At 66.9% G+C, this 24,210-nt stretch carries 23 protein-coding genes and 2 pseudogenes; 12 read left to right on the top strand and 13 right to left on the bottom strand.

Annotation, left to right across the window (positions count from 1 at the left end; translation table 11 throughout):
- Positions 1 to 9 precede the first annotated feature (9 nt).
- Together G6N34_RS16000 and G6N34_RS15995 are read left to right on the top strand one after the other, a co-directional pair.
- Positions 10 to 411 carry a nuclear transport factor 2 family protein gene (locus G6N34_RS16000; RefSeq protein ID WP_234812717.1) on the top strand — a complete coding sequence of 134 codons (402 nt, stop codon included), beginning with the start codon at positions 10 to 12 and terminating at the stop codon, positions 409 to 411.
- Between the two features lie 20 nt (positions 412 to 431).
- Complete coding sequence (locus G6N34_RS15995; RefSeq protein WP_085149933.1) at positions 432 to 1,469, top strand: TIGR03857 family LLM class F420-dependent oxidoreductase; 1,038 nt, start codon at positions 432 to 434, stop codon at positions 1,467 to 1,469.
- A 1-nt stretch (position 1,470) separates the two neighbouring features.
- On the opposite strand, the gene G6N34_RS15990 is transcribed toward G6N34_RS15995, so the two are convergent.
- Positions 1,471 to 1,809 carry an ArsR/SmtB family transcription factor gene (locus G6N34_RS15990; protein ID WP_085148240.1) on the bottom strand — a complete coding sequence of 113 codons (339 nt, stop codon included), beginning with the start codon at positions 1,807 to 1,809 and terminating at the stop codon, positions 1,471 to 1,473.
- A gap of 27 nt (positions 1,810 to 1,836) precedes the next feature.
- Positions 1,837 to 2,154: a TetR/AcrR family transcriptional regulator C-terminal domain-containing protein gene (locus tag G6N34_RS15985; protein WP_276061405.1), complete on the bottom strand. Its 318-nt coding sequence runs from the start codon at positions 2,152 to 2,154 to the stop codon at positions 1,837 to 1,839.
- Between G6N34_RS15985 and G6N34_RS28065 the strand changes: the two genes are divergently transcribed.
- From G6N34_RS28065 to G6N34_RS15965, 4 genes are all read left to right on the top strand, one after another.
- Positions 2,114 to 2,362: a VOC family protein gene (locus G6N34_RS28065; protein WP_407663274.1), complete on the top strand. Its 249-nt coding sequence runs from the start codon at positions 2,114 to 2,116 to the stop codon at positions 2,360 to 2,362. The genes G6N34_RS15985 and G6N34_RS28065 overlap by 41 nt on opposite strands.
- A 100-nt stretch (positions 2,363 to 2,462) precedes the next feature.
- Positions 2,463 to 2,843: a helix-turn-helix transcriptional regulator gene (locus tag G6N34_RS15975; RefSeq protein WP_085149929.1), complete on the top strand. Its 381-nt coding sequence runs from the start codon at positions 2,463 to 2,465 to the stop codon at positions 2,841 to 2,843.
- A gap of 5 nt (positions 2,844 to 2,848) precedes the next feature.
- Complete coding sequence (locus G6N34_RS15970) at positions 2,849 to 3,259, top strand: VOC family protein (RefSeq protein ID WP_109788320.1); 411 nt, start codon at positions 2,849 to 2,851, stop codon at positions 3,257 to 3,259.
- Between the two features lie 18 nt (positions 3,260 to 3,277).
- Positions 3,278 to 5,644, top strand: coding sequence for an ATP-binding cassette domain-containing protein (locus tag G6N34_RS15965; RefSeq protein WP_109788273.1), 2,367 nt, complete (start codon positions 3,278 to 3,280; stop codon positions 5,642 to 5,644).
- A 16-nt stretch (positions 5,645 to 5,660) separates the two neighbouring features.
- Here G6N34_RS15965 and G6N34_RS15960 read toward each other — a convergent pair whose 3' ends face one another.
- Complete coding sequence (locus tag G6N34_RS15960; protein WP_133057705.1) at positions 5,661 to 5,999, bottom strand: hypothetical protein; 339 nt, start codon at positions 5,997 to 5,999, stop codon at positions 5,661 to 5,663.
- Between the two features lie 108 nt (positions 6,000 to 6,107).
- Positions 6,108 to 6,887 (bottom strand): SDR family oxidoreductase, encoded by a 780-nt coding sequence (locus tag G6N34_RS15955; protein WP_085148233.1) that lies wholly within the window; start codon positions 6,885 to 6,887, stop codon positions 6,108 to 6,110.
- A 132-nt stretch (positions 6,888 to 7,019) separates the two neighbouring features.
- Between G6N34_RS15955 and G6N34_RS28060 the strand changes: the two are divergent.
- Both G6N34_RS28060 and G6N34_RS28055 read left to right on the top strand, forming a co-directional pair.
- Positions 7,020 to 7,709: pseudogene (locus G6N34_RS28060) on the top strand (DUF899 domain-containing protein); the annotation flags it as partial.
- Positions 7,710 to 7,727: 18 nt separating this feature from the next.
- A pseudogene (locus tag G6N34_RS28055) lies at positions 7,728 to 8,174 on the top strand (SRPBCC family protein); the annotation flags it as partial.
- Here G6N34_RS28055 and G6N34_RS15945 read toward each other — a convergent pair.
- Together G6N34_RS15945 and G6N34_RS15940 are read right to left on the bottom strand one after the other, a co-directional pair.
- Positions 8,164 to 10,860, bottom strand: coding sequence for a molybdopterin-dependent oxidoreductase (locus G6N34_RS15945; protein WP_085148229.1), 2,697 nt, complete (start codon positions 10,858 to 10,860; stop codon positions 8,164 to 8,166). The pseudogene G6N34_RS28055 and the gene G6N34_RS15945 sit on opposite strands and share 11 nt — an antisense overlap.
- Positions 10,857 to 11,684 (bottom strand): FAD binding domain-containing protein, encoded by an 828-nt coding sequence (locus tag G6N34_RS15940; protein WP_085148227.1) that lies wholly within the window; start codon positions 11,682 to 11,684, stop codon positions 10,857 to 10,859. The genes G6N34_RS15945 and G6N34_RS15940 overlap by 4 nt, the downstream gene beginning before the upstream one ends.
- 85 nt (positions 11,685 to 11,769) lie before the next feature.
- Here G6N34_RS15940 and G6N34_RS15935 point away from each other — a divergent pair, with 85 nt between their 5' ends.
- A complete protein-coding gene (locus G6N34_RS15935; protein WP_085148225.1) occupies positions 11,770 to 13,101 on the top strand; it encodes a guanine deaminase in 1,332 nt (443 codons plus the stop codon).
- Here the strand turns inward: G6N34_RS15935 and hpxO are convergent.
- The 5 genes from hpxO to G6N34_RS15910 form a co-directional block, all read right to left on the bottom strand.
- Complete coding sequence (gene hpxO / locus G6N34_RS15930) at positions 13,088 to 14,266, bottom strand: FAD-dependent urate hydroxylase HpxO (RefSeq protein WP_085148223.1); 1,179 nt, start codon at positions 14,264 to 14,266, stop codon at positions 13,088 to 13,090. The genes G6N34_RS15935 and hpxO overlap by 14 nt on opposite strands.
- Positions 14,267 to 14,584 (bottom strand): hydroxyisourate hydrolase, encoded by a 318-nt coding sequence (uraH, locus tag G6N34_RS15925; RefSeq protein ID WP_085148221.1) that lies wholly within the window; start codon positions 14,582 to 14,584, stop codon positions 14,267 to 14,269.
- A gap of 97 nt (positions 14,585 to 14,681) precedes the next feature.
- Positions 14,682 to 15,179 (bottom strand): 2-oxo-4-hydroxy-4-carboxy-5-ureidoimidazoline decarboxylase, encoded by a 498-nt coding sequence (gene uraD, locus G6N34_RS15920; protein ID WP_407663233.1) that lies wholly within the window; start codon positions 15,177 to 15,179, stop codon positions 14,682 to 14,684.
- Positions 15,176 to 17,080, bottom strand: coding sequence for a PbuX/PucJ/PucK family nucleobase permease (locus tag G6N34_RS15915; RefSeq protein WP_085148215.1), 1,905 nt, complete (start codon positions 17,078 to 17,080; stop codon positions 15,176 to 15,178). The genes uraD and G6N34_RS15915 overlap by 4 nt, the downstream gene beginning before the upstream one ends.
- Before the next feature lie 47 nt (positions 17,081 to 17,127).
- Positions 17,128 to 17,760, bottom strand: coding sequence for a TetR/AcrR family transcriptional regulator (locus G6N34_RS15910; RefSeq protein WP_085149927.1), 633 nt, complete (start codon positions 17,758 to 17,760; stop codon positions 17,128 to 17,130).
- A 79-nt stretch (positions 17,761 to 17,839) separates the two neighbouring features.
- Here G6N34_RS15910 and G6N34_RS15905 point away from each other — a divergent pair, with 79 nt between their 5' ends.
- On the top strand, positions 17,840 to 18,865 hold the full coding sequence (locus G6N34_RS15905; RefSeq protein WP_085148213.1) for a Rieske 2Fe-2S domain-containing protein: 1,026 nt from the start codon (positions 17,840 to 17,842) through the stop codon (positions 18,863 to 18,865).
- A 5-nt stretch (positions 18,866 to 18,870) separates the two neighbouring features.
- Complete coding sequence (locus G6N34_RS15900) at positions 18,871 to 19,950, top strand: NAD(P)H-dependent amine dehydrogenase family protein (RefSeq protein ID WP_085148211.1); 1,080 nt, start codon at positions 18,871 to 18,873, stop codon at positions 19,948 to 19,950.
- Here the strand turns inward: G6N34_RS15900 and mgtE are convergent.
- Complete coding sequence (gene mgtE / locus G6N34_RS15895; RefSeq protein WP_085148209.1) at positions 19,947 to 21,329, bottom strand: magnesium transporter; 1,383 nt, start codon at positions 21,327 to 21,329, stop codon at positions 19,947 to 19,949. The two genes, G6N34_RS15900 and mgtE, sit on opposite strands and share 4 nt — an antisense overlap.
- A 114-nt stretch (positions 21,330 to 21,443) precedes the next feature.
- Positions 21,444 to 22,385, bottom strand: a complete 942-nt coding sequence (locus G6N34_RS15890; protein ID WP_085148207.1) for an esterase family protein — start codon at positions 22,383 to 22,385, stop codon at positions 21,444 to 21,446.
- A 172-nt stretch (positions 22,386 to 22,557) separates the two neighbouring features.
- Here G6N34_RS15890 and G6N34_RS15885 point away from each other — a divergent pair, with 172 nt between their 5' ends.
- Complete coding sequence (locus G6N34_RS15885; protein ID WP_109788272.1) at positions 22,558 to 24,141, top strand: HNH endonuclease signature motif containing protein; 1,584 nt, start codon at positions 22,558 to 22,560, stop codon at positions 24,139 to 24,141.
- The last annotated feature ends 69 nt before the right edge of the window (positions 24,142 to 24,210 follow it).

The raw sequence follows: 24,210 nt of genomic DNA, 5'->3' as shown, positions 1-24,210 counted from the left end.
TTTGTGACCGTGTCCACAGACGCATCACTCACTCGCGAGGTCGTTCAGCGCTACAACCTGGAGTTGTGGAACCAGCGCCGGTTCGAGTTGGGCCATGAACTCCTCGGCGAACAGGTCATCCGCAACAGCCCGGCCGGCCGCGAGGTGCTCAGCCGAGAGCAGTCCATCGAACGGGTGCGGACGATGTGGGCCTCGGTCGAGCATGTCGAGTTCTCACTGCTGCACACCATCGTCGACGGCGAGATGTGCACCATCGTCTACCAGGCCGACATCCGGTTGCCCGGGGGAGCTGCCGACGCCATCGCCTCCATCGAGGTGTTCCGGGTGGTTGACGGGCGCATCGTCGAGGTCTGGAACAACGTCCATGACCACGGCCGCTGGCCCGAACTCGAAGAAAGTGGCGCGAAGTGACCGACGTGAACACCACCGAGATGCCCGAACTCGGCTTCTACACGCTGGGTGGGCAGCCGGACCGTCCCCGCGAACTCGTCGACGAAGTCCGCCAGGGCGAGGCCATGGGTTTGGGGCACGTCTTCATCTCCGAGCGCTTCAACACCAAGGAGGCCTCGACCCTGTCCGGTGCGGCGGGCGCGGTGTCTGAGCGCATCGGAATCGCCACGGCTGCAACCAATCACAACACCCGGCACCCTGTGGTGACCGCCGCCTACGCACTGACCATGCACCGGCTCACCGAAGGACGGTTCACCCTCGGAATCGGACGCGGCATCCGACCCCTGCAGGAGGCGTTCGGGATGTCCCCGATCACCACCGCACAGATGGAGGACTTCGCCGGCGTCATGCGGAGGCTGTTCCGCGGGGAGACCGTCATCGGGCACGACGGTCCGATCGGCCGCTATCCGGTGCTGCGCCTTGGTGACTACGCCGAGGGCATCCCGCTGGGCCTGGTGGCGTTCGGCCCGGAGTCCCTGGCGCTGGGTGGGCGGGCGTTCGATCAGGTGGTGCTGCACACGTTCTTCACCGACGAGACGTTGGCGCGCTGCGTACGCACCGTGAAGGAGGCGGCCGAGCAGGCGGGCCGCGATCCCGAGGCCGTCAAGGTGTGGTCCTGCTTCGCGACGGTGGGGGACCATCTGTCGGAGGACCTGCGGCTGCGCAAGACCGTGGGCCGGCTGGCGACCTACCTGCAGGCCTACGGGGATCTGATGGTCCGCACAAACGGCTGGGATCCCCAGGTGCTGCAGCGCTTCCGCGAGGATTCGTTCGTCCAGAGCTTCTATGTGGGCGGCTTGAAACCCATCGACAGTCTGTCGACGCCGGTGGAGCAGTTGGAGCACATCGCGACACTCATTCCCGATGAGTGGCTGGCACCGGCGGCCACGGGAACACCGCAGCAGTGTGCCGCGGCGGTGCGGGGGCAGTTGGACCTCGGGGCCGACGGGGTCATTCTGCACGGGGCGACCCCCGCCGAGCTTGAGCCGATTGTGGCGGCCTACAAGCGGATTCGCTAGCTCACCCGCATCCGCAGGCGGCGCCGTCGGGCCCGTCGCATCGGCAGTCGGGATCGACGGCGAGCACCAGGCCCATCAGATCGTCGAGGGCGTGGCCGATGCGTTTGTCGGCCAGTTCATAGCGGGTGCGCCGGCCCTCCGGCACCGCCACGACGAGGCCGCAACCGCGCAGGCAGGCCAGGTGATTGGACAGCGTCTGTCGCGACACACCGATCCGGTCCGCCAGATCAGCGGGATAGCTCGGTTCGGCATTGAGGTTGAGCAGGATTCGCGTGCGGGTGGCGTCGGACAGTGCGTGGCCGAATCGGGCGAGCGCATCAGCGTGCGCCACGGTCTTCATGCACTCATGGTACAGAAACTGATGAACTCAAACCTTCGCCGTCTCCGCGATGCCCCGCAGGATCACCTCCAGGCCGAAGGCGTAGTGCGCGTCGGCGTCCTGCGCGGCACCCTGAGCCTCGCCGGTGGCGCTGCCGATCCGCGAGGCCAGGGGAAAGCGCTCGATGACGCCCAGGCGTGCCAGCTGCGCACCCTCGCGCTCCCACCACTGCTGCGGTGACTCCTGGGCGCGCTCGCGCTGGGCATGGTGCATCGACCTGGCGCACGAGCGGACGAAATCGAGCACCAGGGCCAGGGCCGCGTCCTTGCCGGCGTCGGGCAGGGGCAGAGGTTCCACGGCGGCCAGTTCGCGTTCGTATTTGGCCAGGGTTAGCGCAGGTGACGGGTTGCTTCTGGCATACGTCGTCGATGACGTCGACCACGCCTTCGAGACTGTTCGTGCCGGCGGCGCGACGGTGATCACCGAACCTCAGACCGAACCGTGGGGCGAACGCTACTGCCAGTTCGAAGATCCCAACGGCATCATCATCCAGTTCGTGCAGTGGGTGCAGTAGGACGTCGACGCACCGTCGTGGCAGCATCGAGTGCGTGCCCACCCCGTTGGACTCACAGCGGTTGCGTGACCTCAAACTGCTGCGGCGTGTGCGGGACCGGATGGACCGCGAGTACGCCCAGCCGCTCAACGTCGAGGCACTGGCCCGCGGCGTGAATATGTCGGCCGGCCACCTGTCTCGTCAGTTTCGCCTCGCCTACGGCGAATCGCCGTACAGCTACCTGATGACGCGCCGCATCGAACGCGCCGCGGCCCTGCTGCGCCGGGGGGACATGACCGTCACCGAGGTCTGTTTCACGGTCGGATGCTCCTCGCTCGGCACGTTCAGCACCAGGTTCAGTGAATTGATGGGTGTACCGCCCAGCGAGTATCGCCGCAGGCACGGCGGCGCGAGCGACGGAATGCCGTCATGCGTCGAGAGACACGCCACCAGACCGGTCAGGAATCGAGAAGCGCCGCCCCCGACGCTGCACCTAGCGTGACGGTCATGGACATCAGCATCTTCAACACCTTCCTTCCGCACGAGGATCCGGACGCATCGCTGGCCTTCTACCGCGATCTTCTGGGGTTTGAGGTCCGTCTCGATGTCGGCGGCGGCGCCATGCGATGGATCACGGTCGGCCCGCCTGATCAGCCGGACACGGCGATCGTCCTGGCACCGCCCGTCGTCGATCCGAGCACCTCCGACGAGGAGCGCAGCGTCATCGCCGAAATGATGGCCAAGGGCACCTTCGCCATGGTGGTCCTGGCCGCCAAGGACCTCGACGCGGTGTTCGATCGATTGGTCGCCGGTGACGCCGAGATCGTGCAGGAACCCACCGACCAGCCCTACGGCGTGCGGGACTGCGCCGTCCGCGATCCCGCCGGGACCATGATCCGCATCCGACAGGCCGCCTGACCGAGAGGACGAAACTGCATGCCGGGCAAGCACATCGCTGACAGCCACGACGTGATCCGTGTCGTCGGGGCACGCGAGAACAACCTCAAGGACATCGACCTCGAACTTCCCAAGCGCCGCCTCACGGTCTTCACCGGAGTGTCCGGGTCGGGTAAGAGTTCACTGGTCTTCGACACCATCGCCGCCGAATCGCAACGTCTGATCAACGAGACCTACAGCGCCTTCGTGCAGGGGTTCATGCCGACGCTGGCCCGGCCCGAGGTGGACCTGCTCGAGGGGTTGACCACCGCGATCATCGTTGACCAGCAGCGGATGGGCTCCGACCCGCGCTCGACGGTCGGGACGGCCACGGACGCCGGGGCCCTGCTGCGCATCCTGTTCAGTCGGCTCGGTAAGCCGCATATCGGCTCACCGCAGGCGTTCTCGTTCAACGTCGCCTCGATCAGCGGTGCCGGTGCGGTGACGGTCGAGAAGGACGGCAGGACCGTCAAGGAGCGTCGGGAGTTCGCCATCACCGGCGGCATGTGTCCTCGATGCGAGGGGCGCGGATCGGTCAACGACTTCGATCTGACCGCGCTGTATGACGACTCCAAGTCGCTCAACGAGGGCGCGATCACCGTGCCCGGCTACAGCATGGACGGCTGGTACGGGCGAATCTACCGGGGCTGCGGATACTTTGACCCTGACAAGCCCATCGCCAAGTTCACCAGGAAAGAACTCGACGCTCTGCTGCACAAGGAGCCGACCAAGATCAAGGTCGACGGCGTCAACCTGACTTATGCGGGGCTGATCCCGCAGATCCGGAAGTCGTTCCTGGCCAAGGATGTCGATGCCATGCAACCGCACATCCGGGCCTTCGTCGAGAAGGCGATCACCTTCACGGTGTGCCCCGACTGTGCCGGCACCCGGTTGTCGGACCTGGCGCGGTCGTCAAAGATCAAGGGCCTCAACATCGCCGATGTGTCCGCGATGCAGATCAGCGACCTGGCCGAGTGGCTGCGGGGTGTCGACGAGAAGTCGGTGGCGCCCCTGGTGCAAGGCCTGCAACACCTGATGGACTCGTTCACCGAGATCGGGCTGGGTTACCTGTCCCTCGACAGGCCGGCTGGCACGCTGTCCGGGGGAGAGGCACAGCGCACCAAGATGATCCGCCACCTCGGCAGTTCACTGACCGACGTCACCTATGTGTTCGACGAGCCCACGATCGGACTGCACCCGCACGACATCGACCGGATGAACGGCCTACTGCTGCGTCTGCGAGACGAGGGCAACACCGTGCTGGTGGTCGAGCACAAGCCCGAGACGATCGTGATCGCGGACCACGTCGTCGACCTGGGTCCGGACGCCGGTTCGGGAGGCGGCGAGGTGGTGTTCGAAGGCACCGTCGACGGCCTGCGCGCCAGTGGCACCGTGACCGGGCGGCACCTCGAAGATCGGGCGGCGCTGAAGGACTCGGTGCGGAAACCCAACGGCGCGTTCCAGATCCGCGGGGCCGCCACCAACAACCTGCGTGACGTCGACGTCGACATCCCCACGGGGGTGCTGGTGGTGCTGACGGGTGTCGCGGGCTCGGGCAGGAGTTCGCTGATCACCGGATCGGTGGCCGGCCGCGACGGAGTCGTGACCGTCGACCAGAGCCCGATCCGTGGTTCACGCCGCAGCAACCCGGCCACCTACAGCGGCCTGCTCGACCCGATCCGCAAGGCCTTCGCCAAGGCCAACGGGGTCAAACCGGCGCTGTTCAGTTCGAACTCGGAGGGCGCCTGCCCCACGTGCAACGGCGCAGGCGTGATCTACACCGAACTCGGTGTCATGGCCACCGTCGAATCCCCGTGTGAGGAGTGCGAGGGCCGTCGGTTCCAGGCGTCGGTGCTGGAGCACACCCTGGGGGGCCGCAACATCGCCGAGGTGCTGGCGATGCCCGTGGCCGAGGCGCAGGCTTTCTTCGGCGACGGTGAGGCACGGACACCGGCGGCGCACAGCATCCTGGAACGCCTCGCGGATGTCGGACTCGGGTATCTGCAACTGGGCCAACCGCTCACCACGCTGTCAGGCGGCGAGCGTCAACGCCTCAAACTGGCGACCCGCCTCGGCGACAAGGACAAGGCGGACGTCTTCGTCCTCGACGAGCCGACTTCGGGTCTGCACCTGGCCGACGTCCAGCAGCTTCTGGGCCTGTTGGACCGGCTCGTCGACGGCGGCAGATCGGTCATCGTGATCGAGCACCATCAGGCGGTGATGGCGCATGCCGACTGGATCATCGATCTGGGGCCGGGTGCCGGCCATGACGGCGGCCGGGTGGTCTTTGAGGGCACGCCCGAAGACCTGGTGGCCAACGCGACGACGCTGACGGGGGAGCACCTGGCGGCCTACGTCGCCGGGTGAGAGGGGTGAGACGAACTCAGCAGGACTCGAGGCCGCGGCGCACCACGCCGAACAGCACGCCCTCCTGAGGCACGAACGCCTTACCGGCGCGCGGCGCGGTGGCGCACACGGTCCAGTTCGCGGGGCTCAACTGCTGGCGGGCCAAGCCGTTCATGTCCAGGGTGCCGGTGGGGATCCGGACGCTCTCGTCCAGGCCCGCGACCTCGGCATAAGCCGCGGCAAGGCTCATGCCCCGCACGTCCGGCATCTCCACGGTGCCCTCTTCGTCAGCGGCGGAGGCCGGGCCGGCGAACATCAGCGCGCCTGCCGCCAGCACCGCGCTGAGCGTGGAGATCCCTGCAACGTGCTTGGTCATGGAGAACCCTCTCTGGTCGAAAGCAGAACGGTAGTCGGCCGCGTCAGTTTTGCGCAGCGAATTCACAGGAATCGTAATCTGCCACATGCGACACAGTGACCGGTGTGGTCACTGCTGGTCGGCGGCATTCTTCGTGCGTGGCCGGATGCGCGGTGCCAACTGCACGATCTCCGGCACCACGCTCGGATTGGCGTACGCGGTGGTCACCAGCGAGACCAGGGTTTCGGCGACGTCGCGCAGTGCGGACATCTGCGCGGGCAGCTGACCATGCTCGACCCACGACTTGAACAGCTCTTCGAGCAGGTCGCGGTCCGCCCCTCGGAGGATCTCGGTGTCCTCGGTGGGTCCCATGCCGACGCGGATGACCGACAGTTCGGGATGCTCACTGCGCCACGAGTGCAGGATCTCGTCGAGTGCGGCCTTGCTGGCGTCGTAGGCCGCGACGCCGGCGCGGGGACGGCCGACATCACGACTGGAGGTGATCAGCGCGACGCCGTTCTCCGACAGGTGCGGCAGCGCGGCGCGCAGCACGTTGTTGGCGCCGATCGTGTTGACCGCGAAGGCATGCAGCCAGGTGGCGACGTCGGTGTCTTCGATGTAGGCGAACGGCACCACGGTGCTGGTGAACACCACCGCGTCCAGGCCACCCAGAGCGCTCGCCGCCTCGCCGACCACCCGTTCGATGGCTTTGAGGTCCTCGACGTCGAGTTCGAAGGCCGTGCCGTCGATCGACTTCGCCAGTTGAGTCAACAGTTCCATCCGGCGCGCCGCGACCGCGACCTTGGCGCCGCGTTCGGCCGCGCTCGTGGCGACGGCGTGGCCGATTCCGGACGACGCGCCGACCACCAGGATCCGCAACCCGGCCGCGTCTTGCAGTTGACCGCTCATGCAGGTGACCTGCCTTCGTGTTAGGGCATCCTTTGTGACGGGAATCTACCTGGCGGCAAGTTGGCGATGATTTTCGGCCCTCACCTGTGTCTGTATTGGGTGGAGACCACCAGAGAAGTTGAGGAGTCGTCGATGAGCACAGAAGCCCCCGTCGCGACGGCGTTGCCGCCGGTTGTCGACAAAAACACCTGGTCACAGGCCTTGGCGCAGCTGCGCGCGCGCGAGAAGGCGGCCACCCGGGAACTCGACGCTATCGCGGCCGAGCGGCGACGACTGCCGATGGTGGAACTGCCCGAGTACACCCTGGTCGGTGCGGAGGGCTCCGTGAAGCTGGCCGACGTGTTCCGCGGGCGGTCCCAGCTGATCGTCTACAACCACATGTGGACCGACGGCGCGGACTGGCAGTGCGGCGGGTGCACGGGATTCACGTCGCAGTTCACCAGGCTGGAGTTCCTGGACAACTACGACGCCCGATTCGTCATCGTCACCAACGGGCCCATCGAGGAGGCCCTGGCCTACCGCGAGAAGGTGGGCAACAAGATGGAGTGGTACTCGTCGGCGGGCAGTTCGTTCGGGTCCGACGTCGACGCCGCGCCCGGCGAGGGGTTCGCGGTCAACGTGTTCCTGCGCGACGGCGACACCGTCTACCGCACGTGGCACACCAACGGCCGCGGCACCGAGCAGTTGAGCCACTCCTTCGCATTGATCGACCTCCTGCCGTGGGGGCGCCAGGAGGAGTGGCAGGACTCGCCGGCCGGATGGCCGTCTCGCCCGACGTATTCGGGCTGGCTGGACAGCCCCGACGTCGCCCGCGCCTACGGTCCCGAACACTTCGTCGCCACCCGAACGATCGCGGCCCCGCCGGCACAGGTCTTCGCCCTGCTGGCCGATCCGGCCCGTCACCACGAGACTGAGCCCGGCGACTGGGTGCGCGACGCGGTGGATCCGAAGCCGATCACCGGCGCCGGGCAGATGTTCGAGATGAACATGTTCTTCGACAAAGCCGGCGGGCATTACGTGACGCACAACCTGGTCAACGTCTTCGAGCAGGACCGCGCCATCGGTTGGTTGACCGGTTCACTCGATGAATCCGGCCAGCATCAACCCGGCGGCTGGAATTGGCGCTACGACCTGAGGCCAGTCGGGACGGGCACCGAGGTCACCCTGACCTACGACTGGAGCGCCACCCCGCAGAGCTTCCGTGACGAGATCGGAGGCATGCCGCCCTTCGGGGAGAGCTACCTCACCGAATCGCTTGCCACCCTGGAGCGTTCGGTCACGCAGTGACCAGCGCCCGCCACACTCGGGCGGGAGTCATGGGCAGTTCGCGCAGGCGCGCGCCGCAGGCCCGGGCGATCGCGTTGGCCAGTGCCGGTGCCACGGGGTTGTACGGTGACTCGCTCATCGACTTCGCGCCCAACGGGCCGAGTTCGTCGTGGGAGTCGGCGAAGTACACCTCGGTCACGGGCACGTCGGCCATCTGCGGGATGTGGTAGTTGCGCAGGGTCTGGGTGAGCACGGTTCCGTCGGGGCCGATCAGCATCTCCTCGTAGAGCGCTGAACCGATCGCTTGGGCCACACCACCTTCGACCTGCCCGCGGCACTGCTGCGGGTTGAGCACCACGCCGGCGTCGGCGGCCTGCACACTCTGCAGGATCAGTACCTCGCCGGTCTCGGTGTTCACCGCGACCCGGAAGGCGTGCACGTTGAACGCCACCGAACGCGGTGTGCCGTCATGGCTTCCGTGACCGGTCAGGGCGGGCAGGGCTGCGAAGTCGACCAGGCGGTCGCCGCACTGCACGCCGTTGCGGCCCAACACGCAGGATGCCGGTGACGCCCCGGTGAGTTCGGCGGCAGCGTCGATCATGGCTGTGCGCAGGTCCCGGCACGCCAGCAGCACCGCTTGGCCCGCGACCACGGTGCCTGCGGAACCGAACGCTCCTGTATCGAAATCGGCTGTATCGGTGTCAGATTGACTCACATCGATGCGGTCGGCGACGGTGCTGAGTTCGGTAGCCGCCAACTGGGTGTGCACCGTCGTGGTGCCGTTGCCGAACTCCGCGGTGCCGACCCGCAGGGTGTAGACGCCGTCCGGGTCGACGGACACCGACGCATCCGCGAAATGCCCGCGCGGGGGAATCGTCGCGATCATCGAAACGGCCATACCCTCACCCACGCGCCACTGCGGATCGTCGGGGGCCGTGATGCCGTTGCCGCGCTTCAGGGCAGCCTCGGTGAGGTCCAGGCACTGGTCCAAACCGTAACTGCCGAACGTCAAGTCGTCGTCGAGAACATGCGCGTCGACGAACGGGTCGCCCGGAACCACGACGTTGCGGCGGCGGAATTCGAAGGGATCGATACTCAACTGCGAGGCGAGTTCGTCGAGCGCTGACTCGACCGCGAACATCACCTGCCCCAGGCCATAACCGCGGAACGCACCCGACGGCAGATTGTTGGTGTACACCACCTGCGCGTCAACGCGTTTGTTCGCACAGCGATAGATCGACAGCGACTCGCCGCACCCGTGGAACATCACTCCGGGACTGTGGTTTCCGTAGGCCCCGGCGTCGATCAGCACGTCGACGGCCAACGCGGTCAAAGTTCCGGCCGGGTCGGCCGCTGCGGTGACGTCGACGCGGAACGGGTGCCGGCACGGGGCGACCGTGAACTGGTCACTGCGGGTGAACTCGTAACGCACCGGTTCGCCCAGGCGCAGCACCGCCAGTGCCACCAGATCTTCGACGAGCATCTCCTGTTTGGCACCGAACCCGCCGCCCAGTCGTTTGGTGAAGACGTGCACCTCGGCGGGAGCCAGGCCGAGGACGTGGCACAGTTCGTCGCGCACCAGGAACGGCACCTGCGAACTGGTCCGAATCGTCAACCTGCCCAGCCCATCCCGCCATCCTGTGCAGCCGTGGGTCTCCAGGTGCACGTGCTGTACGCGCTGGGTGGTCCACCGTCCTCGCACCACCGCACCGCCCGCGTCGGCGGCCGTCACCGCCGAGGCGACGTCACCGACTTCGCCGTGCAGTTCGGCCACGATGTTGCGACTCGGGTCGGCGATGCGGGCCTGCGACCCCTTGTCGCCGTGCACCAGCGGTGCACCGGGGGCGCGGGCCTCGTCGGGGTCGAACACCGCGGGCAACGGGTCGAAGTCGACGACGATGGCGCGGCAGGCGGCCTCCGCCGTCGCCAGCGAGTCGGCGACCACCGCGGCCACCCGTTGGCCGACGAAACGCACGGTGTCGTCGAGGATCACGGTGTCGTCGGGGTCGTCGTCGCGGAACTGGTGCCGCGCAGTGGAGAACGCGACCGACGGGCTGTCGTGATGCGTCAGGATCAGGCGCACACCGGGGATCGATGCCGCCGCCGAGGTGTCGATCGAGGTGATCCGGGCGTGCGCGATCGGGCTGGGCAGCACGGCCATGTGCAGCAGACCCGGCGGGTCGCGGTCCATGGTGTACTCCTCGGTGCCGGTGACCACGCGTACCCCGGCGGGGGCGCCGATCGACCGCCCAGCGTCGCCGCCACTGGGTTTCTCGACGTTCACCGTGCCCGACAGCGCGTCGCAGATGGCGCGATATCCGGTGCAGCGGCACAGGTTTCCCTTGAGATGCTGCGGCAGGTCGGCGGCCTGCTCGTCGGACAGCGTGCTCGCCGTCGTGACCATACCGGCCGTGCAGAACCCGCACTGGAATCCGCCCGACTCGACGAACCGACGCTGGACTGGGTGCAGATCCTCGGGCGTGCCGAGGCCGGCGACAGTGGTCACGGTGTGGCCCGCGGCCCGGAACGCCGGATACACGCACGAATGCACGGCGGATCCGTCGATCAGCACCGAGCAGGCGCCGCAGTCCCCGGCGTCGCAGCCTTTCTTGACCTCGAACCGGCCCAGATCACGCAGGAAGGTGCGCAGGCACTGACCCGGCCGCGGTTCGTCGTCTCGGCTCTCCCCGTTGAGCTCGAACTTCATGACAGCTCGGTGCGGATCTGCTCGGCCAGTGTCGAGGACATCGCGCGGCGCCAGTCTGGGTCCCCGGGAGCGTCGAGTGTCCAGGCGTCGTCCGGGATCGCGGACAGGGCGTGGCGCAGTGCCGCTGAGTCCGGGGTGGTGGGGAAGGAGAACACGTAGGGGCGGACGGTGGCGGCCGTGACGGACAGGACGAAGCCGGTGCCGTCGGTGGCGCGGCGACCAAGGACGACGACGGCGGAGCGGCCCAACGGTGAGGGGGCGAGCTTGCGGTAGGCGGTGCGCGCCCGCAACGCCGCGGCGGGCAGGTGCACGGCGCGCAGCACGTCACCGGGTTCCAGGATGTTGCTGGCCTGCCCCGTGACGAAATCGGTCACCGGGACGGCGTAGTCGGTGCCGTCGGCGCGCCACACCGTGACGGCGCCGTCGAGGACGGAGGTGAGTGAGATCATGGACCCCGCCGGAAACGACAGGCAGATGTTGCCACCGACGGTCGCGGTGCCCCAGATCTTGAACGACGCCAACAATGCCGTGCAGCACTGCCGGAACAGCGGCGCGGCCGCCCAGTCGGGGCGCTGCGCGGGCAGAGTGGTCGACAGCCGGGCCACCTCCGCCAGCGTGCAGGTCGCGGCGAGTTCGATTCCATTGTCGGTCAGGGTGATCGGAGGCCAGCCCAGGCCGGTGATGTCGATGAGGCGATGCACGTCGGGTTGGGGCTCCGAGAACAGCCAGGTGCCGCCCGCCAGGATCGCGTCGGCTGGACCGAGTGGCCACACGTCTTCACGGCGGGCGGGTGTCCGCACCTCTTCGACGGTGTTGAGGTCCATGGCCCGACCGTAGTTGCCCGCGGGTTCGCCCGCAGGCCGAAATCGCCGAACTGCGGGTGGGCGGGGACACTGTGACAATCACAGGATGCGCGCATACCGGGGGCACCTGTTCCACATCGGCGGTGCACCCCGGCTCGCGCAGGCCAGCGAGCATCTGGTGAGCGTCCCCGACGGTGCCCTGATCGTCGACGCCGACGGCGTCATCGTGTTCAGCGGTGCGCACGCGGCGGTGCCTGATGAACTCAGCCACGTCGACGTCGTGGACTGCCGCCCGGGGTTCCTGCTGCCGGGATTCGTCGACACCCACATCCACTACCCCCAGACCTTCTGCACCGACTCCTACGGTGGGGGACAGCTGCTGGACTGGTTGCAGCGCTGCATCTTTCCCGCCGAGGCCAAACTCGCCGACCCGCAGTACGCGCGCCGCGTCGCCCAGGCGTTCTGCGCGGGCCGGATCAGCGCAGGCACCACGGCCGCGCTGGTGTTCGGATCGGCGTTCCCCGACGCACAGGACGCACTCTACGAAGAGTCGATGCGGGCAGGCCTGCGCACGGTGTCCGGGCGGGCCATCCAGACCGTGGGACCCGAGTCGGCGACCCCGCTGCTGACCGATGAGCACGCCGCGATCACCTTGACCGAGGCCGAGATCACGCGCTGGCACGGCGCCGACACGGGCGATCCCGCGACGTCGCTGCTGCACGTCGCGGTGGTGCCGAGGTTCGCGCTGTCGGTCACCCGCCAGACGCTGGGTGCTCTGGGTGAGCTGTACTCCTCGGCCCGCGACGCCGGGGTGTACTTCCACACGCACCTGTCGGAGAACGTGCATGAGGTCGCCGCGGTCCACGAGGTGCACGGCGTGCAGCACTATCTGGACACCTATGAGGGCCTGCTCGGCCCGCGCAGCGTGCTGGCCCACGCCGTGCACTGCACCGACCACGAACTGGCGCGCATGGCCGAAACCGGCACGTCGATCGCGCACTGTCCGACATCGCAGCAGTTCCTCGGATCGGGCACCATGCCGTGGCGACGCACCACGGCCAGCGGGGTGAACGTGGCGCTCGGCAGCGACGTCGGCGCCGGCGACGAGTGGCTGCTGGCGCGGGTGCTCAACGACTGCTACAAGGTGCACATCAGCGAACCCGCGGGTCTGTCGATACCGCCCGCGGATCTGCTGTTCACCGGCACCCTCGCGGGTGCGCGTGCGCTGGACCTCGAGGACCGAATCGGCAACCTCGACGTCGGCAAGGAGGCCGACTTCCTGGTGATCGACCCGCAGCGGCAGCTGCTGCTGCCCGAGCTTCTCGAGCAGATCGACGTCGAGGACGCCGACCGGCTGCTGTTCGCGCTGCTGCTTGGGATGCGTGAAGCGGCGATCGCCGAGGTCTACGTGCGGGGCCGGCGGGTCAGCCCGGGCTGATCGGGGTCAGGGGCCCGCCCATGATGTTGCCGACGATGCCGCGGATGATGTTGTCACCGGTCTCTTTTCGCAGTTCGTCGTACCACCGCGCGGTGGCCTGCGGATCCTTCGCGTGGGTGACGTCGCAGCGCTTCCTGGCGCGGAGCACCAGATCGCCTGCGCGTTCGGTGCGGGCGGTCTGATAGCTGGCCAGTGCGGCGTGGACGTCGTCGGGGTGGTCCTGGAACGCCCACTGCAGCGCCACGGCGTCCTCCATGGCCGAGCACCCGCCCTGGCCGATGTCGGGGGTGGTGTTGTGTGCGGCGTCGCCCAGCACCGCGACCCGGCCCTTGACCCAGGTGTCGAACGGGTCGAGGTCGAGGATCTCCACCCGATTGGTGGTGTCCGGGTCGAGGGTGTCGATCAGCTTCTGCACCCCGGGCGCCCAACCGGCGAAGTGGTGGCGCAGAACTTCACGCGCGCTGCCCTTTTCGTAGGGCAGGCCCTGTGGTTCGACGACGTCGAAGAAGAAGTAGAACCTGCCGCCGGCCACGGGCATCACCGACGCACGCTTGCCGTCACCCACATAGGTGGTCCACTCGCTGGCCGGGCTGATCTCCTCGTCGACGTCCACCAGGCCGTTGAAGTTGACGTAGCCGGCGTAGCGTCGCTCGACGGGGCCACCCAGCACGTACTCGCGGGTGATCGAATTGGCGCCGTCCGCACCGATGATGAGGTCGGCCGACACCGTGGTGCCGTCGGCGAACGTGGCCACCGCGCGGTCGCCGCCTGCGCTGTTCTCGACCGCGACCATCTTCATGCCGAAGTTGATGGCGTCCATGCCGTAGGCGTCCATGAGCATCTGCTGCAGTTCGGCGCGCGCGATGGGGTAGGGGCGCTGCCCGACCTCGTCGATCAGTGGCTGCATCGAGAACCGGCACATGGTGTCGCCCGTGTGGCCGTCGATGTAGCTCATGGAGTCGACGATGCCGCCGAGTTCGGCGGTCTGCTGCTCCAGGCCGAGGTGGTTGAGGCACAGGACGCCGTTGGACCACACCGAGATCGCCGCACCGACGGGCTTGTTCTCACTGACCCGCTCGTAGACGTGGGTCTCGATGCCGATCTGGCGCAACGCGATTGCGGCGCTCATCCCGCCCATGCCCGCGCCGATGATCACGGCCTTCATTCAGCTCCCTCGGTAGGTGGAGTACGAGTACGGGGACAGCAGCAGGGGCACGTGGTGATGGGCCGCGGAGTCGGTGATCTCGAAGGTGATCACGACCTCGGGGTAGAAGCCCGTCACGCGCTGCGCCGCGAAGTACGCGCCGGTGTCGAACCGCAGTCGGTAGATGCCCGCGGACAGCTCACCGCCCAGACCGCTGATGCGGCCGTCGCCGTCGGTGACCCCCGTGGCGAGTTCGGCGCCTGAGTGCGACAGCGTGACCGTCACTCCGGAGGCCGGGCGGCCCGTGCTGGCGTCCAGGACGTGCGTCGAGAGGCTCATGCCCTCCTCCCTATTCCGCGAGCGCCCGTGTTGGTACGCCGACACGCCGCAGATCGCGTACAAAAGAGGCCGCTCGCGGGGACGTTCACGTCAGTGATCATGTCGGTTCGCTCATCAGCCGCTCCAACCTCAGCCGATTGATCTTCGCCAACTCGCTGCGCATCACCCGTCGCTCCGTGTCCGGGTCGTTGCCCAACCGGTCGGTGAGGATCGCCAGCAGTTCCTCGGCCGAACGACCGCTGGCGCACACCAGGTACACGTACCCGAACCGGTCCTCGTACTCGCGGTTCTTGGCCGCAAGCTCGGCCTTCACCGCGGCGTCGGCATCGGCAACCCGGGCCTGTTCCTGCGCCGACGAAGGGTTGTCGGCCTTGGCGCCGATGCGGGGATGCCCGTCAAGGGCCGCGTCGATCTCAGCGTCGGGAAGCTCGGCGAGCACCCGTTCGGCGCGGTCGTAGAGTGCATCGACGTCACGGAACGGGGCGCCCGCGAGCACTCGGCGCGCCCAGATCGTCGACGAGCACACCTCGAACAGCAGGTGCATCCGCTGACGCTCTGAGGCCGCGTTGAAGTCCCTCAGGCCAACGGCTTTCACGACAATTCACTGAAGCGGCTGAAGCGGGCGGCGGCGATCGGGTTGGCGTCGGCGACCAGATCGGTGAACCGGTAGTTCGCGATCTTGGCGGCCTCGATCAACGCGAACGCCTTCTCGGTGGCCGGGGAGTTGTCCATCCGCGACCACCCGTTGCGCAGCACCCGGTCGAAGCGTTCGGTCTCACGGGCACAGATGATCAGCGGGAAGCCGAAGTGTTCCCGATAGGCCGTCGCCAACTCCACGACGTCATTGTGGTCGTCCTCGTCGAGGTTGGACAGCGCGACATGGTCGACGGCCAGCACCTGACCCGTCTCATCCTCGGCGCCGAGGTCATGGAAGGCGTTGAGCAGTTCGTGCTGCTGTTCGGAGGAGCCGGTGAGCACCGCGTCCTGGAACGCCTCACGCAACGCGGTGGTGTCGGCGAAGGGACGCTGGTCGAAGGCGCGCTCGATGGCCCACGGAACGTCCTGCACCACGTGGCCGAAGATCGACGTGAAGCGCTCCCTGGTCATGGAGTTGACCTCGTCAAGGGTGATCGATCCACCGCCGGCGACGCGGGGGCCGCGTGAACCGGTGTGGAAGAACACGATATTCAGCAGAATCGCACTGACCGCGCCGATGCTGATGCCGCTGCCGAAGATCAGGTCCAGGCCCGTCGGCATGGCCTTGGCGATGTCGGGGTACGACGTCACCCACAGCGCCAGCGCCAGACTGGTGGTGACGATGATCAGGTTGCGGTGGTCGGTGAAGTCGACCTTGCCCAACGTCTGGATTCCGACGACGGCAACCGTGGCGAACAGCGTCAACGCCGCACCGCCGAGCACCGGGTTCGGGATGGAGGCGACGACGGCGGCCACCTTGGGCAGGAAGCCCAGCAGGATCATGATCACGCCGGCGGCGGCCACGACCCAGCGACTCTTGACCCCGGTCAGGCGCACCAGGCCGACGTTCTCGGAGAACGCGGTGTAGGGGAACGAGTTGAACACGCCGCCGATCGCGGTGGCCACACCGTCGGCGCGCAGCACGTTGCCGATGTCGGAGGGCTTGACGCGCTTGCCGACGATCTCGCCGGTGGCGATGGTGGATCCCGTCGACTCCACGGCCGTGATCATCAGCACGATGATCATGGTGAGGCACGCGACGAAGTCGAACTTGGGCATGCCGAACAGGAACGGCGGCGTGAAACCGAGCATCGCGGCGTCGCCGACCTTGTCGAAGTTCATGTCGCCCAACGCATATGCCACCACACAGCCGATCACCAGGCCGAGCAGCACCGCGATGGTGGCCAGGAAGCCCCGGAAGAGGCGCTGGATCGCGACGATGATCGCGATGGTGCCAAGCGCGTACAGGAACCAGCGGATGTTGGTCGGATCGATCTCATGGGTGTGGGGATTCGTCACGGCGTCCAGGGCGCCCACCGGCACCAGGCACAGGCCGATGATCGTGATGAGGGTGCCTGTCACCACGGGTGGGAAGAACTTCAGCAGCTTGATGAAGATCGGCGCGATCAAGAACGTGAAGATGCCCGCGACGATCACCGCGCCATAGACGTACAACATGCTGGCCGCGCCGCCGCCGTTGGCGAGGCCGATCGCGATGATGGGGGAGACGCCGGCGAAGGTGACACCCTGCAGCAGTGGCAGGCGCACACCGATCTTCCAGAACCCGACGGCCTGGATGATCGAGGCGATACCGCACGTGAACAGGTCCGCCGTGATGAGCATGACCAGTTCCTGCTCGGACAACCCGACCGCGCCGGCGATGATGATCGGCACCAGCACCGCACCGGCGTAGAACGCCACGACGTGTTGGAAACCGTAGGTCGCGAGTTTCGGAATCGGCAGCACCTCGTCGACGGGATGCTGGCGGTTCAGTTTCTGGCTGCTGGTGGGTGCCGACATCGGACAAGAATCCGACAGTTGCGGTGAATTCCGATGTCGTGGGAGTTTCAGCGTTGTTGCGACTGCTCCAAATACGCGACGATCGCGTTTGTCAGCCCCCGCTTGGCCTCATCGGGGTCGTAGTAGCTGCCGAGTTGGCGTTCGGAGACGATGCCGCGCATGGCGCCTGGGATGAATGCGGCCACTTCGCGCACCCGGCGCGGGTCGACGTCGAGGTCGGCGAAGGCGTGCTGACAGGCCAGCAGCCAGGTGTCGCCCCAGGACGACAGTTCGGCGGCGGTGCGGGGGAAGAGTCGTTCGAGTTCGGTGCGGTCGCTGGGCAGCGCGGCGCGCAGGTTCTCGATCGCGCGAGAGTGGTGTGACGTCAGGCCGTCGTAGAGCGTGTCGATGATCGCCGCGACGCGGGTGTCCAGGGGTGCGCCGACGGCTGTCACCGTGGCCGGGATGTCGCCCCGTCGTTGTGCGGAGTGGTGCAGCACGGCTGCCCAGAACCCGTCGACGTCACCGAACTGGTACTTCACCGCGCCCCAGGTGGCCCCGATCTCCTTGGCGATGCGACTGGCCGAGACCGCGCCCGGATCCCCGGAGGCCAGCGACCGCAGGGCCGCGTCGAGCATGTTCTCCCGGGTCGCCATACCGCGGCGGTTGCTGCGCCTGCCCTCGGTGCCCGCGACGGTCATGCAGCGATGGTAGTTCTGTTCGCGGGTTTTCACAGCGCCCTCTATGAAAGTTTCACAGTGACCCCTATCATCTTCAGGCATGGCAAAACCGCCACTGTCGATGAAGCCGACGGGATGGTTCCAGGTCGCGTGGTCCGACGAGGTCTCAGTCGGTGACGTGCACCGGATGACGTACTTCGGCCAGGAGATGATCGCCTGGCGCGCGGAGTCCGGTCAGGTGACGGTGATGAACGCCTACTGCGAGCATCTCGGCGCGCATCTTGGGCACGGCGGCAAAGTCGTCGGCGAGGTGCTGCAGTGTCCGTTCCATGGGTGGCAGTGGAATGCCGAGGGCCGCAACGTCTGTATCCCGTACGAGGACCGGCCCAATCGCGGCAGGCGCATCACGACCTACCCGGTGGCCGAGCGCAATCAGTCGATCTACATCTGGCACGACGTGCACGGCCGTGACCCCTACTTTGACGCCCCGGACGTGTTCGCCAGTTTCGGTGACGGCAGCAGTGTCGACGACTACTACCCGCAACAACGCCTGTTCGAACGCGGCCTGGAGATGCATCCGCAGTACGTGCTCGAAAACGGCGTCGACTTCGCGCATTTCAAGTACGTGCACAACACGCCGATCGTGCCCGTGTTCACGCGGCACGACTTCGCCGAACCGGTGTCCTACGTCGACTTCACCATCACCTTCGAAGGCGACGATCAGCAGAGCATCGACGACGTCAAGAGCGGTGTCGAGGCCATCAACGGCGGACTGGGCATCGCGGTCACCAAGAGTTGGGGAATGATCGACAACCGCACGATCTCCGCGATCACCCCCGTCGACGAGTTCACTTCCGACGTGCGGTTCATGGTCTACATCGGACGCACCCCCAGCCGGAATCCCGAACGGGCGCAGGTCAAGGCCGAGGAGTTCGGCCTCGAGGTCATCCGACAGTTCAGTCAGGACATCGCCATCTGGGCGCACCAGCGCTACTCCGACCCGCCCGCGCTGTCCAGTTCCGAATACGAAGGGTTCACCGCAATCCGTAACTGGGCCAAGCAGTTCTATCCCGACGGCATCGGGGGCAGTGCCGCCGAAGTCTATGCCGCACAGCAGAGAGGCTGACCAGCATGACCGCACCGATCCGGATCTTCCAGGTGGCCACCGGCAACGTCGGCTCCGAGATGATCAAACGCCTGCAGCACCGCACTGATCTGGAACTGGTTGGTGTGCACTGCTATTCGGCGGACAAGGTGGGCCGAGACGTTGGTGAACTGGTCGGCATCGGACCCGTCGGCGTGACGGCCACCGGATCGGTCGAGGAGATCATCGCCGCCAAGCCGGATGTGCTGACCTTCCACGGGGTGTTCCCCGACGAGGACCTGTATGTGCGGGTGCTCGAGGCCGGCATCAACATCGTCACGACGGCCGACTGGATCACCGGATGGCACCGCGACACCAACCATCCGCATCCGTCGGGCAGGCCCGTCTCCCAACTCCTGGCCGAGGCGTGCGAGAAGGGTGGCTCGACGTTCTACGGCACGGGCATGAACCCCGGGGTGAATCAGATTCTGGGCGTGGCGTGTTCGGCCGACGTCGCCGAGATCGAGAACGTCACCACCATCGAGTCGGTCGACGTGTCCTGTCACCACTCGCGCGACACCTGGATCGAGGTCGGTTACGGCCAACCGGTCGACGATCCGTCGATCCCTGGGAAGCTGGAGAAGTACACGCGCGTCTTCGCCGACAGTGTGCTGATGATGGCGGACTGCTTCGACCTGACATTGGACGAGGTGAAGTTCAGCGCCGAACTCGGCGCGTGCACCAAGGACGTCGACCTCGGCTGGTATCAGCTGCCGAAGGGGTCGTTGGGTGGCAACTACATCAAGTACGAGGGCATGGTCGACGGTGTTCCGCGCGTGGAGACCCACCTGGAGTGGCAGATGACGCCGCACACCGACCCGAGCTGGAACATCAAGGGCTGCTACATCACCCAGATCAAGGGCGATCCGTGTGTGTACAACAAGCACATGATCTTCCCCAAACCCGGTGTGGACCTGTCGGATCCGACGAACTTCGCCTCGATTGGCATGACCGTCACCGGGCTTCCGGCGTTGAACTCCATACGTTCGGTGGTGGCCGCACCGCCGGGTCTGCTGACCAGCGCCGACGTGCCGCTGCGCGGGTTTGCGGGGCGGTTCAAGATCTAGAGACCGGCCAACTGCGGCAGGGTCAGGTGCGCGATCCAGAAGTAGATCATCAGCCCTGTGCCGTCGACGATCGTGGCGATCATGGGCGCCGACACCACAGCCGGGTCGATCCGAAGCTTCTTGAGCACCATCGGCAGGATCGATGACACCAACGACGCCCACAACACGATCGCGGCAACGGTCAGCGCGACCGTCACCGTCACCTCCGGGCCGACACCCAGGGTCCAGGCCCGGATCGTGGCGGCGACGGCCATCGCCAACGCGATCATGGACCCGGTCGTCATCTCCTTGCCCAGGATCTGGGGGAGATCCCGCAGGCGCACGTCTCCGGTGGCCATCGCGCGCACCAACGTGGTGGTGATCTGAGTCCCGGTGTTGCCGCCCGTGCCGATCAGCAGTGGGATGAAGAACGCCAGCGCCACAACGGCTTCCATCTCCTCCTCGAAGTGACGCAGCACCGTCCCGGTGTAGGCCTCGGCGATGAACAACACCAGCAGCCAGACGATCCGCTTGCGCCACAACAACCATGGTGAGGCCTTGAGGTAGGGCACCTCCAATGGCGCCGAGCCGCCCTGCTTCTCGGCGTCTTCGGTGGCCTCCTCCTCGGCGATTCCGGCCGCGCCGTCCTCGGTCAGCACACCGAGCAGCCTGTCGTCGGCGTCGACCACCGGCAGCGCCACCAGGCGGTGATCGGTCAGCAGGGTCGCTGCATCCTCCTGATCGGTGAGCGGCGACACCGTGACGATGTCGCGCTTCATCATGTCGGCCACGGCCTGATCGGCTTCGGCCAGCACGAGATTTCGAAACGGCACCACGCCGAGCAGGCGGGCATCGGCATCGGTGACGTAAACGTAGGCGCTGGTGCGGGAATCGCCGCGCAGTCTCCAGGCGTGGCCCCGAATCGCCTCCACTGCCTCGGCAGCGGTCATGTCCGGGTGCACCGTCAGGGTCTCCGGCACCATGTGCGCCGCGGCGCAGTCCTGCGGCCACGACAGCAGGCCGCGGAGCACCTGCGAGCGTTCGTGCGGCATTGCCGTGAGCCATTCCTCGCGAGTGCCGGCGTCGACTTCACGCAGGAGGTCGGCCGCGTGGTCGGAGTTGAGGAGGTCGAGATATCCGGCCGCGCGCGGTGTCGGCAGCACCCGCAGAAGTGTCGCCCCAGAGTCTTCGCTGACGCTCTCCAGCAGATCGACGCCGGTGTCGGTGTCCAGCAGTTCGCCGAGGTCTCTCAGATCGGCTTTGGAGAGCGCGTTGAGTTCACGTTCCCGCTCCGCGGGATCGTCGATGATCTCCAGCCACAGCTGCACGGCCTTGGTGGTGCGCAGGGCAATGGCCTGTCGGACGCTGACTGCGGGTTCGGTGGTGTCGGTGGGACTCATCGGCAACTCCTTCGGGCGACGGCAAGCCCTCGGCAGCATATTGAGCCCGGTGTTCGCCGAATCGTCGGGTGGTCACTGTTCGTCTCGTGGCCACCCGCGGTTCAGCGCGCACGCTCACGCGGTGGGTGCGGCCCCCAACACGCGCTGCATGTCGGGCAGCATCGCCTGGAGTTGCCCGCCCCAGTAGCCCCAGCTGTGGGTTCCGTTGGCCGGGAAGTTGAACACCCCGTTGGTTCCGCCTGCCGCCTGATAGGCGGACGCGAAAGCCTTGTTGGTCCGGATAGTGACGCCCTCCAGGAACTGTGCGGGGATCTGGGCGTTGCCCAGTCCGGCGTCCAGGTCGGAGGGGTTGCCGTTGCCGCAGTACACCCAGATGCGGGTGTTGTTGGCGACGAGGCGGCCGATCTGCAGCATCGGGTCGTTGCGCTTCCACGCCGCGCCGCCGTAGGGCCCCCACATGTCCAGAGCGTTGAACCCACCGGCGTCGGCCATGGCCACGCTCACCAGGATGGGCCAGAACCCGTCGGACAGATTGAGGAAGCCCGACAGCGACGCCGCATAGATGAACTGTCCCGGGTGATAGGCGGCCAGGATCAACGCCGCGCTTCCTGACATCGAAAGGCCCACCACGGCATTGCCGTTGGGGCTGACGCCGCGGTTGGCGGACAGCCAGGCCGGCAGTTCGGAGGTCAGGAAGGTCTCCCACTTGTAGGTCTGCGTCGTGCCGTTGCCGACGGCGGGGCGGTACCAGTCGGTGTAGAAGCTGGACATGCCGCCGACGGGCATCACCACCGAGAGTCCGGATCCGTTGAACCACGAGAACGCGCCGGTGTTGATGTCCCAGCCGCTGCGGTCGTCCTGCGCGCGCAGGCCGTCGAGCAGATACACCGCGTGCGGGCCGCCGCCCTGGAACTGGACGCGGATGTTGCGGCCCATGGCAGCCGACGGGACGTCGAGCACTTCGACGGTGTCGGCCGACGCCGGGGGAGGAGTGGCCACGGTGAGGAACCCGGCGGTCAGGGCGACCGCCAGGGCGAGGACGAACTTTCTGAACATGAGCTTTCCGTTCACCCCGACCCGGGTTGATAACGGTGTATCGCTTCGCGTGCGCCGGATGGTTACCCGAGGCGGCGAAAGTTATGCCGCACGTTATCCACAGTTGCGACTCCATCCCCAGGTTGGTGGTCGGGGGTGGTGTGGGGCTTGTCTGCTGAGGAGAATCGAACGTATGTGCGAAGTGGTGTTCGATCCGGGTGACGACGTGGCTGTCGTGTCCGCGATCAGTGCTGCCACTCGTGCTGAGGCTGCCGCGACTGCTGGGCGTCTGGCGGCGATCTTTGCGTTGATGGAGTTGCGTCTGACCCCTGACGATGAGCGGCATCTCTATGCCTGCGATCTGTGGGATTTCACGGTCGCCGAGGTCGGCGCGGCGATGGGCATCAGCCGCCGGAAGGCGTCAAGTCAGATGTGTTTCGCCCGCGCCATGCACACGCGTCTGCCGCGGGTGTTCGAGTTGCTCAAGTCGGGGGTGGTGTCGGTCCGGACGGCCTCGACCATCTCGTTTCGTACCCGCTATGTGCTTGATGAGGCGCCTATGGAGGCTGTCGACCGGGTGCTCGCCACTGAGGCCGGCACCTGGGGTGGTCTGTCGGATGCCAGGCTGGATGCCGCGATCGATTATGTGTTGGCCGAATATGATCCGTTGGCTTTGGAGGCCTTCGCCGAGGCCGCCCGCGGGCGTGATGTCTGTCTGGGCAAAGAGGACGACGAGACCGGCACCTGTTCGGTGTGGGGCCGGATCTACAGCACCGATGGGGCGGTGTTGCGCAAACGTTTTGTGGAGTTGACCAAGCACCTGTGCGCCGACGACCCGCGCAGTGCCGGGGAACGCCGTTCGGATGTATTCGGGGCGTTGGCGGCGTATGCCGGGCCGTTGGCGTGCCGGTGCGGCAAGCCCGAGTGTGCGGGTATGCAGGTGAGGCCGGAGCGCAGTCCGGTGGTGATTCATGTGGTGGCTGATGAGGCTGCGGTGGCGGCGGCGGTGGCCGAGAACGCTGCTGCCGTCGACGCGCGATCGGCGGCGTGTCAGCCCGGTCCTGATCTCACATCTTCTGACGCGGCCGCGCCTGCCACACCAGCACCTGCCGTTGCCACCGGTCCCTCAGCCGGCTCCGCGCCTTCGGCACCGTCCGCGCCTTCGGCACCGTCCGCGGCACCCGCGGCACCGCGGCGGCGTCCGGCGGCGGTGATGGAGAACGGCCGCATCATTCCCAATAGCCTGCTGCGCGAGGTGCTGCTGGGCGGGGCGAAGGTCACCCCGTTGAAGATGCCGTCGGCCGAACCCGAACCGGGTTATCGCCCATCAGCGGCGTTGGCGGCGTTCGTGCGCAGCCGGGACATGTGGTGCCGGTTTCCGGGCTGCACCACTCCGGCGCAGTCCTGCGATATCGACCACGCCATCCCGTATCCGGCGGGGCCCACGCATCCGTCGGACCTGCGGTGTCTGTGCCGCAAAAATCATCTTCTCAAGACGTTCTACGTCGGTGAGGGTGGCTGGTCAGACATCCAGTATCCCGACGGTCGCATCGAATGGACTTCACCGACGGGTCACACCTACACGACCTATCCGGGCAGTCGGCTGTTCTTCCCCAACTGGAACACCACCACCGCGCCATTGCCACCGCCGAGACCGGCACCGAAGGACGCGCCCACGAGCAATCGGGGCCTGCAGATGCCCCGCCGTCGGCGCACCCGTGAGGAAGACCGAATTCAACGCATCAAAAGCCGACGCGCAAAGCGGGACACGAGCTGACAGTCGTTCAGGCATCGACCAGATGCCTGACCACGCGCTGGTGTTGGCCAGCGTCGGCTTCATGGCGCC

The sequence above is a fragment of the Mycolicibacterium confluentis genome (assembly GCF_010729895.1).
GTDB classification, from domain to species: domain Bacteria; phylum Actinomycetota; class Actinomycetes; order Mycobacteriales; family Mycobacteriaceae; genus Mycobacterium; species Mycobacterium confluentis.
This window is presented reverse-complemented; position numbering and strand designations above follow the sequence as displayed.